The sequence below is a fragment of the Nostoc sp. DSM 114160 genome (genome assembly GCF_053470305.1).
The window spans coordinates 54,999-68,655 of the sequence record NZ_JBPFGO010000004.1 but is presented as its reverse complement, the minus strand read 5'-3'; the positions used below and the strand labels follow the sequence as shown (position 1 = coordinate 68,655).

The 13,657-nt window shown below is 40.7% G+C and carries 14 protein-coding genes and 1 pseudogene; 8 read left to right on the top strand and 7 right to left on the bottom strand.

Annotated features, from left to right (window positions below):
* Positions 1–20 precede the first annotated feature (20 nt).
* On the top strand, positions 21–551 hold the full coding sequence (locus NSTCB13_RS32165; RefSeq protein ID WP_448275105.1) for a S1 family peptidase: 531 nt from the start codon (positions 21–23) through the stop codon (positions 549–551).
* Between the two features lie 20 nt (positions 552–571).
* On the top strand, positions 572–1,672 hold the full coding sequence (locus NSTCB13_RS32160; protein WP_448275104.1) for a hypothetical protein: 1,101 nt from the start codon (positions 572–574) through the stop codon (positions 1,670–1,672).
* Between the two features lie 131 nt (positions 1,673–1,803).
* Here NSTCB13_RS32160 and cysH read toward each other — a convergent pair whose 3' ends face one another.
* Both cysH and NSTCB13_RS32150 read right to left on the bottom strand, forming a co-directional pair.
* Entirely contained in the window at positions 1,804–2,529 is a 726-nt protein-coding gene (cysH, locus tag NSTCB13_RS32155) for a phosphoadenosine phosphosulfate reductase (protein ID WP_448275103.1), read from the bottom strand.
* 756 nt (positions 2,530–3,285) lie between these two features.
* Positions 3,286–4,878 carry a DHA2 family efflux MFS transporter permease subunit gene (locus NSTCB13_RS32150; protein WP_448275102.1) on the bottom strand — a complete coding sequence of 531 codons (1,593 nt, stop codon included), beginning with the start codon at positions 4,876–4,878 and terminating at the stop codon, positions 3,286–3,288.
* 388 nt (positions 4,879–5,266) lie between these two features.
* Between NSTCB13_RS32150 and NSTCB13_RS32145 the strand changes: the two genes are divergently transcribed.
* Both NSTCB13_RS32145 and NSTCB13_RS32140 read left to right on the top strand, forming a co-directional pair.
* Positions 5,267–5,863, top strand: a complete 597-nt coding sequence (locus NSTCB13_RS32145) for a TetR/AcrR family transcriptional regulator (RefSeq protein WP_448275101.1) — start codon at positions 5,267–5,269, stop codon at positions 5,861–5,863.
* A gap of 32 nt (positions 5,864–5,895) precedes the next feature.
* Positions 5,896–6,030 (top strand): hypothetical protein, encoded by a 135-nt coding sequence (locus NSTCB13_RS32140; RefSeq protein ID WP_448275099.1) that lies wholly within the window; start codon positions 5,896–5,898, stop codon positions 6,028–6,030.
* 60 nt (positions 6,031–6,090) lie between these two features.
* Here the strand turns inward: NSTCB13_RS32140 and patD are convergent, their stop codons facing one another.
* Positions 6,091–6,444, bottom strand: a complete 354-nt coding sequence (gene patD / locus NSTCB13_RS32135; protein WP_445631636.1) for a heterocyst frequency control protein PatD — start codon at positions 6,442–6,444, stop codon at positions 6,091–6,093.
* Between the two features lie 294 nt (positions 6,445–6,738).
* Here patD and NSTCB13_RS32130 point away from each other — a divergent pair, with 294 nt between their 5' ends.
* The 3 genes from NSTCB13_RS32130 (at position 6,739) to NSTCB13_RS32120 (ending at position 10,696) form a co-directional block, all read left to right on the top strand.
* Positions 6,739–9,006: a RelA/SpoT family protein gene (locus tag NSTCB13_RS32130; protein WP_448275098.1), complete on the top strand. Its 2,268-nt coding sequence runs from the start codon at positions 6,739–6,741 to the stop codon at positions 9,004–9,006.
* Between the two features lie 246 nt (positions 9,007–9,252).
* Positions 9,253–10,251, top strand: a complete 999-nt coding sequence (locus tag NSTCB13_RS32125) for a nodulation protein NodZ (RefSeq protein WP_445631634.1) — start codon at positions 9,253–9,255, stop codon at positions 10,249–10,251.
* Positions 10,252–10,468: 217 nt separating this feature from the next.
* On the top strand, positions 10,469–10,696 hold the full coding sequence (locus NSTCB13_RS32120) for a class I SAM-dependent methyltransferase (RefSeq protein ID WP_448267109.1): 228 nt from the start codon (positions 10,469–10,471) through the stop codon (positions 10,694–10,696).
* A 172-nt stretch (positions 10,697–10,868) separates the two neighbouring features.
* On the opposite strand, the gene NSTCB13_RS32115 is transcribed toward NSTCB13_RS32120, so the two are convergent.
* From NSTCB13_RS32115 to NSTCB13_RS32100, 4 genes are all read right to left on the bottom strand, one after another.
* Positions 10,869–11,435, bottom strand: a complete 567-nt coding sequence (locus NSTCB13_RS32115; protein WP_448273115.1) for an IS630 family transposase — start codon at positions 11,433–11,435, stop codon at positions 10,869–10,871.
* The gene (locus NSTCB13_RS32110; RefSeq protein ID WP_397330461.1) at positions 11,420–11,596 is read right to left on the bottom strand and encodes a winged helix-turn-helix domain-containing protein; all 177 of its coding nucleotides are present in this window, start codon (positions 11,594–11,596) and stop codon (positions 11,420–11,422) included. The genes NSTCB13_RS32115 and NSTCB13_RS32110 overlap by 16 nt, the downstream gene beginning before the upstream one ends.
* A gap of 64 nt (positions 11,597–11,660) precedes the next feature.
* A complete protein-coding gene (locus NSTCB13_RS32105) occupies positions 11,661–11,930 on the bottom strand; it encodes a helix-turn-helix domain-containing protein (protein ID WP_448271390.1) in 270 nt (89 codons plus the stop codon).
* Positions 11,914–13,167, bottom strand: a complete 1,254-nt coding sequence (locus NSTCB13_RS32100) for an ATP-binding protein (protein ID WP_448275860.1) — start codon at positions 13,165–13,167, stop codon at positions 11,914–11,916. The genes NSTCB13_RS32105 and NSTCB13_RS32100 overlap by 17 nt, the downstream gene beginning before the upstream one ends.
* A 150-nt stretch (positions 13,168–13,317) precedes the next feature.
* On the opposite strand from NSTCB13_RS32100, the pseudogene NSTCB13_RS32095 reads away from it, so the two are divergent.
* Positions 13,318–13,510 (top strand): annotated as a pseudogene (locus tag NSTCB13_RS32095) (IS982 family transposase); the annotation flags it as partial.
* Between the last annotated feature and the right edge of the window lie 147 nt (positions 13,511–13,657).

The following is a 13,657-nucleotide window of genomic DNA, read 5'->3' as shown; positions in this document are numbered from 1 at the left end:
GAATCGAATCACCCAAAGGAATGGGTATTGGAACAGGAGTATTGATAGGTAAAAATCTATTACTAACCTGCAATCACATTTTTAGCAAAACTCAAGTTAGACAAGCTTGGGTACGTTTTAACTACAATGCTGACAACCGTCAGTTAGACAATGATTTATTTGAACTAGATATGACTTTTGTCAGTTATCATAATCGCCCTGACTACGCTTTAGTCAAAATAAAAGATAATCCTCAGCAACAAAAAGCTATTTTTATTAATGAAACATCTATATTAGATAGCGGCCAAGATGTTCGTATTATCCATCATCCACAAGGAAACCCAGTGATAATTTCCGACTTTGGGCAAATTACGCAAGTAGGAGAAGATTACATTGACCATAATGTGAAAACTGATGATGGTTCCTCTGGCGCACCAATTTTTAATCGCCAATGGGAATTAATTGCAATTCATCAAGGAAATCCCGGTATAGGACGTACCGTGACTCCAGATTCAACAGGAGGTATTCCCATTCGTGCTTTTTGGAATCAAATTTCAACGCATTTAGGTTGATGTAACAGAGGAATAATTTCATGAGATTTATCCAGAGTTTGTCTGAAACTTTCAGCCGTGAGGCTCCAAAATATAAAACTTTTTCTCTACCAAAACATCGAGTTGATGAAGACTACGATGAAAAGACTATTTTTGCAGGTGAAGCCTATTGTCGTATCTGGCTAGTGGAGATGCGCTTGGCTAAAGATGTAGAATGGTTCAAGAAAAGATATGCGGTGGTTCATGCTGCCGTCCGCTTCAATCACGGTGGGAAATCCGTAATAATTCCTTATCTAGCTGCACCTGGACAATTAGAAAAATCAATAGCAGGTAATTTGGATAAAGTTATTCAATGCAACTATCCTCTCACATCCTTATTTCCCTTCAATGAAGGATTAGTCGAGTTACAAGCAGGCTTATTTAGCATAGCTAATAATGACTCCATCGGTAAATTTATTAAGACGATGGGCAGATTTTCTGAATTGCTACCTGTGCCGGAACTGTCAAGTGTTATAAAGCTAGCAGAACCAATATATCGGGGTATTGAAGATTTACTCGATATTGGTGAGCGTCGGTTAGAACTAGGCTACCAACAAACATTTTCTGAAGCTGATGGAGGTGGTAGCAATTCCCTGAAAGCAGGTTATTTTGCAGCAATTTTGGCGCAGGATAACGAGATAAACAGCGATAAGCTTTGTATTGTCAAGGATAGCCTCTGTCTTGGTTCACCTGGTACAACGAAAACTTTTAAGCATGATGGCAAACCCCTAGAAGGTTACAGCTATATGCTGTTTCGTATAGAAAAGCGGAAACAGCAAGATTGGGAGTCATTAGAAACTATAAAAGAGCTAGTTACTCAAGCTCAAAATGCTATTTATTCAGGAGAATATGACAAAGTAAAGAAATTTATTTTACCTGCTATTGAAATAGCTATTCTTCAAAGTCCTGATGTAGCTAAATCTGACCGACGCAATCTGATCTTAAAAATTGGACAGGAATTGAAGGAACTTGGTTTGCAATCTACAAAAGTGCAAAAGCGATCGCTTCACTCAATTATGCAGCGACCTTTGCCAGAGATGGACACAGCTAGAGAAGCTGAATTAGCTTCTCTAGAGCAGCTTTTCCAACAGAATGGTCAATAAAGTAGCCTCTAAATTTGTTGTATAACATTGTTCTTTAACGGCAGAGGCGCAGAGTAAGCACAGAAGGGAAGGTCGGGTCGGGGGAAATTTTTATTTTCTTATATTTCCCACTCCCTACTCCCTACTTCCTGTTAAATATGAATTCCACATTCTGTTTTATCGCTTCCCCGCCAGCGTCCGGCGCGTTCGTCTTCGCCTTCAGCTACTTTGGTGGTAATGGGTTGGTCGCCAATACTGGGATAACCTTTATCGTGTAGAGGGTTGTAGATGACTCCGTGTTCAGCCACGTAAACCCAACTATCTTTACGAGTCCAAGTAGCGATAGGATTTACTTTCAGCCGACCTTTACCGTCTAATTCAAATATGGGCATATTTGCACGGGTTACTGCTTGGTCGCGGCGGCGTCCGGTAATCCAAGCAACACTGTTGAGTTCGTCTAAACCCCGTAGCAGTGGTTCAATTTTTGTAATCTGGTGGAATTTAGCAATATCCGTATCCCAGAGTTTGTCGCCGTATTTGGCTTCAAAGGCTTCGCGAGTGTCTAGGTCTGGAGTTTTGAAAGTTTGCAAATCCAGGTTGTAGATTTGTTTGGCTTTGGCAACTAATTCTAAGCTTTCAGGGAAATGGTGCAAAGTGTCGAGAAAGATTACAGGAACGGGATGCTTCAGTTCGCTGTAAAGAATATGGGTAATTATCATGTCATCCACGTTAAAGGCACTTGTTTGCACCAGTCCCGTTGGGATATTCTCTATAGACCATGCCAGTATTTCTTTGGGACTGGCAGTTTCAAATTGCTCATTTAATTTTTCTAAGTCAAAAGCGATCGCTTGGTTTCTAGATGCCGTGGAGACTGTCATGATAATCTTCTATTCAAATATTTCTACCTTGATTAATATCGATCTTACTCCATGAAGACGCCTATTCCGCTCGGAGATAAGGTAATTATTTTGGGTGGAAATTACTACATTTTGAAAATGGGGAATGGGGACGAAGCAGGGGAGCAAGAGAGTGAGGGAGTGAGGGAGTGAGGGGACAAGGGGACAAGGGGGAATTATTGAACAACTCTCTCCCAAGTCTCCCCCCTCTTCCTTGTCTACCTTGTCTCTTCTCCATGCCCAAAGCCCAATGCCCAATGCCCAATGCCCAGTAGAAATTATTAGATAAGCATAAATGAAGTATTTACTAAGAAACGTTACGGTAATTTAAGTTTTGCATTAGTTTTATAGATATTTATACTGATTTTGATATGGTTAAGGAACTATTAATAAAAGGGATTTTACTTAAATGAACAATGCAAAATTTAGCAACCCATTAGGCCAATCTATAATTATGGGTGCTTTAATGATGTTAACCAGCGTTGGGATCATTACAATAATGAACTTTTTCTAAGATTAAAATTTCTCATTTTAGCAATAAGACTTTACATAGTCCCGCTCAAAACTGAGTGGGACTTTTGCTTTTTTCATCCCGTTTTCATCCCGAACAATCCGTGTGTATTAATTTTCTGCTATCACTTTCGGCAGAGAATGATCTAGAAGCCGTGTTATTACGTAGTTTTGCAATCAAAAAATTTAGAATAGGGATGCGATCGCTATTTCCTTATTTTCTTTAGCCTAGTGCCCGACTGGCGCTTTCACTCCTGCACCGCCTTTACCCAGGAATAATAATAAGGGTAATGAGCAAAGAAATCCTATGCCTACGACTCGAAAGCAATCTGCGTAAGACAAAACAGCAGCTTGAATATCTACTGTTTGACTTAATAAAGCTAGTGCTTGTTGTTGTGCTGTTGCCGCATCCATGCCTTGACCTTGAAGTGCCCCATTGAGCAAGTCGAGACGTTGATTGGTTTCTGGGTCATAAGGGCTAAGTTTTGCTAATAAGATAGCTCGATGAAAAGTCTGTCTTTGATCGAGCAGAGTAGTAAGTAGGGCAATGCCAATACTACCACCGAGTTGTCGAGTCAGGTTGTAGAAACCAGAACCAGCAGAAATATCTTTTTTGGGTAGCGGGCCTAAAACTGCCAAACTCAAAGGGAGAAACATAAATACAGTAAAAGCTCCGCGCCATACCAATGGCCAAAATAAATCGTCTGTGCCGCTTTGTGGAGTAATTGCTGCCAATTGAAACATGACTCCAGATGAGCCGACAGCGCCGATCGCAATTAAAAATCGGGCATCAACTATACTAGTTAGCTTGCCTAATAAAACCATCCCGATCGCAGACGCTAAAGCCCCAGGTGCTAATAATAGTCCTGTTTGTGTAGCCGTAAATTGCAACACGCTCTGAGCAAATATCGGCACAGCAAACAGTGCGCCATAAAGCCCCATACCCACCACTGCTGAAAGAACGCTTCCCGCAGCTAAAGAACGGTGACGCAAAACTCTCAAATCCACAGCCGGGTGATCTGTTTTCAGTTCTCGCCAAATAAACAACCCCAAGCCGATAATACCGAGGATAGTCAGAGAGACGATGAAATTAGAGGAAAACCAGTCGTCTGTTTCCCCTTCTTCTAATACAGTTTGTATGCTACCCACAGCCACGATTAAAAAGCCAATTCCCCACCAATCAACAGCTTGGTTTTTTGTATCGCTTTTATCCTTATTTTTTGGCAAAAATGCCAAAGACATCGCGACTGCAACGATCCCAAAGGGAATGTTGACAAAGAAAATCCAGCGCCAGCCTAAACCATCTACTAAAAATCCTCCTAAGGTTGGGCCAATTGCTGGGCCAGCAATTACACCCACGCCAAAAACTGCTTGGGCCAAACCTTGTTCAGCTGGGGGAAAAGTCTCGAACAAAATCGCTTGGGCTTTCGCTAGCAATCCGCCACCGCATAAACCTTGGAGAATTCGAGCCGCAATCAACATCGGTAGATTGAAGGGGGACAGCCCACATAAAACAGAGGAAATCGTAAAACCAACTAGCGAGAAGATAAAGTAGGTTTTACGCCCAAAGTAATCTCCCAACCATGCAGATAAAGGAATTAAGACGACGTTAGCGATCGCATATCCGCTAACTACCCAACCCACCTCACTGACAGTTGCACCCAAAGTTGCTTGGATATCAGTGAGAGCTACGTTAACAATACTAGTATCAATTACTTCTAATATTGCACCCAGAGAAGCCGTAAATGCGATCGCCCATTTCAATGGGCCGTGGACATAACCAAATTGATCAAAACTAGAACCTTTAATGTTAATAGCCATTATTTAGCACAAATAATATTTGGAAGATGTCGAGCAATGCCTTAGCTAAAATTAAGTATTGTATATATACGCTACGGTAGCGTATCATATAAAAACGGTCAAGAGAGTTTTTTCTGAAAAATGGCAGAAATACCTATGCTAAAGATGGATGGTCATTGCTGCTGTTTTAGTGCATGAGAATTGGGTTATAAGGCAATACAGTTCAGAATGAGCAACAAAACACTTGTAGAGACGGCGATCGATCGCGTCTTGAAAACCCAAAATTGTTGCCAGCAGCCCTTAAATCAAGGGTATTGGGTATAAAGCTTATTTGTTTCCCAGAAGCGATGTTCTATGCCCAACAGTGGAGTAAATGACCAAAAAGATATTGCTTGGGGATGATATTTTTATGAGTAAGCAAATCAACAGCACCTCTGGACGCCCACGCAGCATCCACGCCGACCAAGCGATTCTGCAAGCAACTTTGGATCTGCTTGCAGAGGTAGGATATGAAAGCATGAGTATAGAAGCGATCGCTTCTCGTGCTGGAGTTGGTAAAACAACCATCTATCGGCGTTATACTTCCAAAGAAGAACTAGTTGCAGACGCGATCGAAAGTCTCAGAGATGATTTAGCGATCCCCGATACTGGCAGCTTTTGGGGAGACATGGATATCCTGATTAAGAATGCTGCCAAAAAAATAGATAGTCCCCTTGGTCGTCAGACACTTGCACTTATAGTTAGTACAGCATCTAGCAATCCTCAGTTTGCCGAGGTTTATTGGACAAAATATACAAAACTTCGACGTGAAGCCTTTTCTAAAATACTTGAGCGTGCCAAGTCCAGAGACGAAATTCACAAGGACGCAGACGTAGACTTAATTATCGACCTTGTAAGCGGTTCATTATATTATGCACTGATCTTCAAACCCACAACCGAGCCAGTAGAAGCATACATGCGCCGCACCATGAATCTTCTCCTCAAAGGTATTGGAAATGGGGTATAGGGCATGGGGAGATGAGAGAAACGGAATAACCAATGCCCAATGACAAATACAACTCTTGGAGAGGCTGCACTTCGACTACGCTCTGTTACCACGCCAACGGCTTCGCGGTAGTTGAGCGCAGTCGAAACTCAGTACAAGTGACAAATGACAACTTGTTAGCAAAATAACTTTCCATCATAGGTCATAAATGAGATGATGGAGAAATTAGAGAAAAAGGTGAACAATTGTTATTTTTCTCCTTCCGCTTCTGGTTGCAGAATGGCATCACAGTATTGAATGAGGGTTGTCAAGCGATCGCTAATCGTTTGAAGTCTCGTTTGTACAGTAGATGCTTGCCGCGCTCCTTGGAAAAACATCACATCTATTTCCAACAGGCGCAATTGCTTGCTCATCTCCGTTTGATAAGACTGCACTCGCCAGTTTTCATCAGCCAAAGGCACAATCTGTTGCCCAAAAAATTGCTGCAACGTGGCTACACGCTGCCGCAGTTCGGGCGCAGCGATTTGGGTAGTTGTGGCATCGGAGCGTAATTGCTCTAATAAAGTTACGAATGCCAGATATTTCTCAGGGTTTAAAGACATCCAGTGCTAATTAAGATAGTATTAATGTCAAGTAATTTTTCTTCTACAATAAACTTTCTTAAACACTTATCAGTACTAAAAGCCTCAAATCGTGATTTGGGGCTTTATTTGCCATCAATGGATTTTCTTTAACGATCCTTGAAATTCAAACTGGATGACTACCACTGGCAATTGGAGAATCGTCCTTACACTGCTTTTTCCACCCTTCTTTGGGCAACAGCATCTTTATCAGGGCGATGCTGCTAGTTTTATTTATCATTCACTTATCTACCGATCCATTCAAACCCAAATTGTATGAGCAGTATAGCGATAAATTCATCAGTTGACCTTGCCATTCCCGAATGGTTAAAAAAATGTTTGAAGGAGTCATCGACAACTAGCGGCGCAGCAGAAGATGACCGAAAACATCATGATGCCGTCTTAATTGGTCGAGCATTTGAATTTGCTTACCAACTGCATGAAGGTCAATATCGCAAATCGGGAGAACCATACATTGCTCATCCCATCGCTGTGGCTGAATTGTTGCGTGACTTGGGAGGCAGTGCTGCTATGATAGCAGCTGGATTTCTCCATGATGTCGTTGAAGATACAGAAGTTACAAGTCAAGAAATAGAAGAACGCTTTGGCCCAGAAGTGCGACAATTGGTCGAAGGTGTCACCAAGCTTTCTAAAATCAATTTCACCAGCAAAACCGAAAGCCAAGCCGAAAACTTCCGGCGGATGTTTTTGGCAATGGCGCAAGATATTCGGGTAATTGTGGTGAAATTGGCAGATCGTTTGCATAATATGCGAACTTTACAATATATGTCAGAGGCCAGCCGCCGCCGCAGTGCCCAGGAAACGCGAGATATATTCGCACCCTTAGCCAATCGCTTGGGGATTTGGCGAATTAAATGGGAACTGGAAGATTTGGCTTTCAAGTATTTGGAACCGGAAGCTTACCGCCAAATGCAAGAGCATGTTTCTGAAAAACGGACGGCCCGAGAAGAGAAATTGGCCAAAGCTACAGATATTTTGCGAGAACGTTTGCAGCAAGCCGGAATCCACTTTCAGGAGATTAGCGGTCGTCCCAAGCACCTTTACAGCATTTATCAAAAAATGCACCGCCAGCAAAAGGAATTTCATGAAATTTACGATTTGGCAGCGCTGCGAATAATTGTTCAAACCAATGAAGAATGCTATCGGGCGTTGGCAGTGGTTCATGATGCTTTTCGCCCAATTCCTGGGAGATTTAAAGACTACATTGGACTGCCAAAACCTAACCGTTACCAGTCATTGCATACTGGGGTGATTGGATTAACTGGCCGTCCTTTAGAAGTGCAAATTCGCACAATCGAAATGCATCATATCGCCGAGTATGGGATTGCCGCCCACTGGAAGTACAAAGAAACAGGTGGTTCTAGCATTAGCCATTCGACAGCGACAGATGACAAGTTTACATGGCTGCGGCAACTGCTGGAATGGCAAACCGATCTCAAGGATGCCCAAGAATATCTTGATAGCGTCAAAGATAATCTATTTGAAGATGATGTCTATGTCTTCACCCCTAAGGGGGATGTTGTGCCTTTAAGCCCTGGTGCTACCACTGTAGATTTTGCTTATCGCATTCATACAGAAGTCGGAAACCACTGTTCAGGGGCGCGGGTGAATGGGCGAATGGTGCCACTGTCAACGCGGCTGCACAATGGCGATATTGTAGAAGTTCTCACCCAAAAGAACTGCCATCCGAGTTTAGATTGGTTGAACTTTGTCAGAACTTCGGCGGCGAAATATCGGATAAAACAATGGTACAAGCGATCGCGCCGGGAAGAAAATGTCGCACGTGGACGAGAGTTGTTAGAAAAGGAACTTGGCAAAACTGGTTTTGATAGTCTGCTGAAGTCAGAGGCGATGCAGATTGTCGCGGAAAAGTGTAACTACCATAGCGTGGAAGATTTACTTGCTGGGTTAGGTTACGGAGAAATTACGTTAAACCTAGTGCTAAATCGTTGGCGAGAAGTAGCGAAGGGACAACAACCAGTTGCCACTGTGTCACCATTTATCCCTAAAGAACCAAGTTCAAAAGCTTTGCGAGATGCATCTCCAACTACTTCACGCTCCAGTGATTCGCCAATTATTGGGGTAGAGGGGTTGGTATATTATTTAGCTGGGTGTTGTACCCCGATTCCTGGCGAACCAATTATTGGTGTGGTAACGCGAGGTAGGGGGATTTCAATTCATCGCCAAGGCTGCCATAATCTGGAGACTGTGGAGTATGAACGCTTAGTACCAGTTAGGTGGAATCCAGCCGCCGAAAATAGTGGTCGTCCGCATACTTACCCAGTGGATGTTCAAATTGAAGCTCTTGACCGTGTAGGGGTACTAAAGGATATTTTGTCACGGTTGAGTGACCAAGGAATTAATGTCCGTCATGCTCAGGTGAAAACCTCTGCTGGCCAACCTGCATTGATCGATTTAGGAATAGATATACGCGATCGCTCTCAACTAGAGCAAGTGTTCGTCCAAATTAAGAAAATGAGCGACATTTTGAATATTCGCCGCGTCGGTCAAATTGATGAGTAATCGGGGTATCAATATCCCCATCACAAAAAACCTTCTCTTGCTTACCTAGCAGCCTGTCTGGGAACTCAATATGACGGCTATAAACTGCCTCTAAAGAGATAAAACCTTCCCTGGCAGGTTCGTCAACTATTGATTTGACCTATCATGAGTGATATTATTTTGGCGAGCTAGAAAATATGAATAAAACCTTCCCTGGCAGGTTCGTCAACGATTTTTTGAGTTTAAAATTGTTAGGAGCAATCAAAAATGGTTTCAGAGAAGTTTTTAGTAGTAAAAGGCAAAGCAGGTATGGGAAACCGTTTTCTCGCTCTCTTGGACAGTATTTTATATGCTCAACTTACTAATAGAAAGATAGTTGTTGATTGGAGCGATGAGGTTTACTCAAATAATCGCAACAATGTTTTTCCTGACTTTTTTAATCTTCATAATGTTACTCAAGCTTCAGAAATACCTTCTACTCAATCTGTCTATCCAAGTATCTGGAAGAATAGCTTAGATAAATCTGTGAATGAAGTATTGCTCTCATACGAATCTCCAGATGATTTGCGATATAACAACCCGAAAATCTGGTCAAAATATACTACTAATATGTCCCGCATAGATTATAGTGAAGATATTTTGATTAGATGGTCGTATGTAACAGAGACTTATAAGCTAAGACGACATTTTTTAGGTGATTTCGCTTATCTACAAAGTCTGAGTAATGAAACTATTTTAAAAAAGATAATTAGAGAAAATCTGAGTTTACACCCTAATATTGAAGCAATTGTTAAAAAAACTGTAGATAGTTCTTTTGAAGATATAGTAATCGGCGTTCATGTTAGATATACTGACAGAAAAACTTCCAAAAACCTCTATTTAAAATTTGTTGATAAGATTCTTGAAAAACATCCTAAAAGTTTGATATTTTTAGCTACTGATAATCCAGCAGTAGAAGATTTGTTTAGAGATAAATATACTAATATTTTAGTGACAGATAAGTGGTACCCTGCCTCAGGATCTTCTTTACATCAGAATCCTGAATGTCCAGATAGATTTGAAAATGGTGTTCAAGCTTTAATAGATATCTATTTATTAAGCAAATGTAATTATCTAATATACAATAAAACTTCTACTTTTGGTGTAGTTGCAAAGTTGATTTCTGATATCCTAGAAGCTAATACAATTGATACTTCTCAATATAGCTTAAAAGGAAAAGTCAAAAACTTAATTGCTTGGGTCAGAGAAAAAACAGTTCTTTCGTGACCTTTTTTCAATTAAAAGTTAAAAATTAAGAATAATAATAATTTGTAATTAATTTTGGGTACAATTTCCCAATGATAGAATTTTTAATTAATAATTTTTAATTTTTAATTGGAGCGAAGCGACTTGACTATAGTAGTTTTCAATTGAGGTGTAATAGATTCTTAATTTTTGATGATGTCACATCTTTAGAAGGTGTCCCCAAAATTGCTTGGGAATATTGATTAGTGTATATATTAGTTCCAATCCCTATGCAACAATTATTTCCCGGAGAGGTATTTGCCAACTGTTACCGCGATACGATGAGATGTTGGAGGTAATTGCCCGTTGTCTACCTTCCACAAGTCGGCGTATTTTAGAATTGGGCTGTGGTACAGGCGAACTTAGTCTCAAGATACTCAACCGTTTTCCAGATGCCCAAGTAATTGCTAGTATTCGTCCAAATTAAGAAAATGAGCGACATTTTGAATATCCGCCGCGTTGGTCAAATTGACGGGTAGATGTGCCAATTTTAGGTGCGTTAACGCAGTGTAATGTACCAGTTTATGCAATTTTAGTCTCAAGTTTTGAATTTTAGGAATAGCAACAGTCATACCTGAACGATTGCTTCTAATACCGATTTAATGTGAAGCTGCATAGAATAAAGCTTCGAGAATAAAGTTATAAGAAGAGATAGATATTACCTGTTCAAGTGTAAGTTGATCGAATATTTCTTGGATGCGATCGCGTAAAGCTTGTAGAGAAGAGAAAAGTTGATTTTTGAGAGGTTTCTTGAGAGCTTGCCAAAGCCTTTCGATAGGATTGAGTTCAGGAGCCAATGGTGGTTGAAATAGAGGAATAATATTCTCTGGCCAGCTAATCGTGGAACTTGTATGAGCTGGTGCTTGGTCAATCTGTAAAATTGCATAATCCGAGCCTAATTGTACAGATAGCCAATCCAAAAACTGTTGAAAACACTCGCCATCTAGTTTTGGATATTCATAAAGGAAATGATCTCCAGTCAATGGTTCAATTGCACCATAAATCCAAAAGTTATCTCTTGGCCATATCACCTTAACAGTGGGCTTAACTCCGGAAGCTGTAATCACTTTTCCTGTAAGAGTTTTGAGTCCAACCCTAGTTTCATCCTGGCACAAGTAACGAACACACTTGCCGGGGGAAAGATGTTTTTCTAGACAATTAAGAATGATTCCGAGTTTTTTTTAAATTCAGATACTAATTTCTCGTCCTGGTTATGGCTTTGAGGGCGAGGCACTTTTAGTTTTGCCCCTAATCGATATCGAACCCAGGCATAAACCGTTGCATACTCTATATCTTGTCCATGTTCTTTTTTTAACCACTCAACTATTGCACCATAGCTACTAAAGCCTTTTCCTGTTTTTAACTCCTCTGAGAGTGCTGCGATCGCAGCATCATCGATTTTCCGTTTTGCACAAGAGTGCTTTTTTGATTTCTAATAAGCCTGATATCCCATCAGTTTTGTACTTCTGCAACCATCTCGTGACCGTTGAAGTATCTCTTGCCAAGCGTTTTCCAATATCTTGCTCCTCTTTAACCTGCCCGCTTTTTATCCACCACAGCATAATAAGCTTTTCTTTCTGGGTTCCTAAGTTCGCTGTTTGTAAACGTTTTTTAAGTTCTTCTTCGCTCTCTGCGATTTCAATCTTAAAAGGGCGGCTCATGGTTCTTTTTATTTATCGAGTTTGTTTCCTCTATTATATGCAGCTTCATATTAAATTGGTATAATGGCAAAATGACAGTAAATGTAGATCCTTTTCCTAGCTGTGAATCTACTTTAATTTCACCATCCATTAACTGAACCAATCGAGAGACTATTGCTAAACCTAATCCTGTACCATCAGAACTTTGCACTTGGGGAGCAGTTACTTCCCGAAAATAAGGATTGAAGATTTGTGCTTGAGCATCCAAAGAAATACCAATACCACTATCAGTAACAGAGATAGCCCACTGCTGTTGAGATATCGTCCAGCACTCCAAATGAATTGAACCAGATTCTGTGTAGCGAATTGCGTTACTCAGCAGATTTGTCAGAATTTGCTGAAGCCGAAGCGGATCTGTGTTAACTTGACTGGGGGCGCGTTCGCATTCAACAACCAAGGATAATTCTTTCACACGCGCTAATGGCTCAATCATCTCTAAAATAGAGTTGATTAAACTACGGACATCGGTTAAAGTCGGCTGCAATTTCATCTGTCCGGCATCGTAACGCGAAATTTCCAGAGTATCGTTAATTAACCGGACAATAAGTCTACCACTCTTAAGAACTCGCTCGATACTTTCAAGATTTGTATAGGTGTCTTTGAGTTCTGATTGTTGACGCTGCTGGCGCAGAAATAAGTCTGCATAACCGATGATTGAAGTAAGAGGCGTCTTCAGCTCATGAGCCAAATGAGAGAGACTTTCTTTACTAGCACGAACCAAACGAGTTAGCTCTTGGTTAGTCAACCGCAACTGACTTTGGAGTTGTTTAAGCTCTTGTAATCGTCCTTGAGTATAACTATTAAAGCATCGCGCGATCGCTTCATCAATTACTGTATCAATCAAGCGAACAGCCCTTAGCACTTCTTGTGCAGATCCTTGTAATAAATCTTCTTCTAAAAACGAAAAAATTACAAACCGAAGTAAACGATACTCTCGCGCAATTTCCTCTGGTTCAAATCCCTGTTGGGCACGAAGTGTACCGTGTTCCAAACTTGCATCTACTACTGTCTGTAAATCGCTAGTTGCAGATTCAGAAAGTACTGTTGCTAATGCTTTCAAGATGCGGGGTAAGCTATCCCGTACAGCGTTGAAAGTAAGTTCATTAGTAGCTTCAATTTGTTGATCCTGGTAAACTGCTTCTACCCATTGATCGAGAATGGCATCACTTTTTGCAATTAGAGTCTGACTAAAATCCATCTTTTGCTCAACCAAACACAGCGAAGCCTGTTCCACTAGAGGTAGATTAGTACGTTTGATGTCAGTTCGCACCTGACAGAAGATAGAGGTTAGTGAAAAGACAAGAATTACTTCAGCTTATTTCACCATAAACGCAAGAGCGATCGCTAAGAAGACTGTCGCAGAGAAATGAGCGATGCGGAAATTATTACAACGGCAATAATCGCGGCAATGTTTTTTGATGGCAATCATAGTAAGGCTTGTAGCTATATAAAAGACCAAAACTTCATCCTATATGTTAGAAAAATCACGATTTAATCGGCGATTACATAGAATTTCGATGCTAATTAACAATTTGTTTCATCTGGAAACATATCGTTATCTGTTATATCAGGCTGCTCAGAATTAACTTTGCTCATCCTCACTCTGAACGACTTTAGCAATCTCTCAGCAAAATTGTACGTTGTTTTTGAAAAAATAGATTTTAGTGTATATATTTTAATACTAATAG

Coding starts and splice junctions, on each gene's coding strand:
- NSTCB13_RS32125 (WP_445631634.1), top strand. CDS start 9,253: ATGGTTTCAGAGAAGTTTTTAGTAGTAAAAGGCAAAGCAGGTATGGGA.
- NSTCB13_RS32165 (WP_448275105.1), top strand. CDS start 21: ATGGGTATTGGAACAGGAGTATTGATAGGTAAAAATCTATTACTAACC.
- cysH (WP_448275103.1), bottom strand. CDS start 2,529: ATGACAGTCTCCACGGCATCTAGAAACCAAGCGATCGCTTTTGACTTA.
- NSTCB13_RS32145 (WP_448275101.1), top strand. CDS start 5,267: ATGAGTAAGCAAATCAACAGCACCTCTGGACGCCCACGCAGCATCCAC.
- NSTCB13_RS32160 (WP_448275104.1), top strand. CDS start 572: ATGAGATTTATCCAGAGTTTGTCTGAAACTTTCAGCCGTGAGGCTCCA.
- NSTCB13_RS32105 (WP_448271390.1), bottom strand. CDS start 11,930: ATGAGCCGCCCTTTTAAGATTGAAATCGCAGAGAGCGAAGAAGAACTT.
- NSTCB13_RS32150 (WP_448275102.1), bottom strand. CDS start 4,878: ATGGCTATTAACATTAAAGGTTCTAGTTTTGATCAATTTGGTTATGTC.
- NSTCB13_RS32130 (WP_448275098.1), top strand. CDS start 6,739: ATGAGCAGTATAGCGATAAATTCATCAGTTGACCTTGCCATTCCCGAA.
- NSTCB13_RS32100 (WP_448275860.1), bottom strand. CDS start 13,167: ATGGATTTTAGTCAGACTCTAATTGCAAAAAGTGATGCCATTCTCGAT.
- patD (WP_445631636.1), bottom strand. CDS start 6,444: ATGTCTTTAAACCCTGAGAAATATCTGGCATTCGTAACTTTATTAGAG.
- NSTCB13_RS32140 (WP_448275099.1), top strand. CDS start 5,896: ATGCCCAATGACAAATACAACTCTTGGAGAGGCTGCACTTCGACTACG.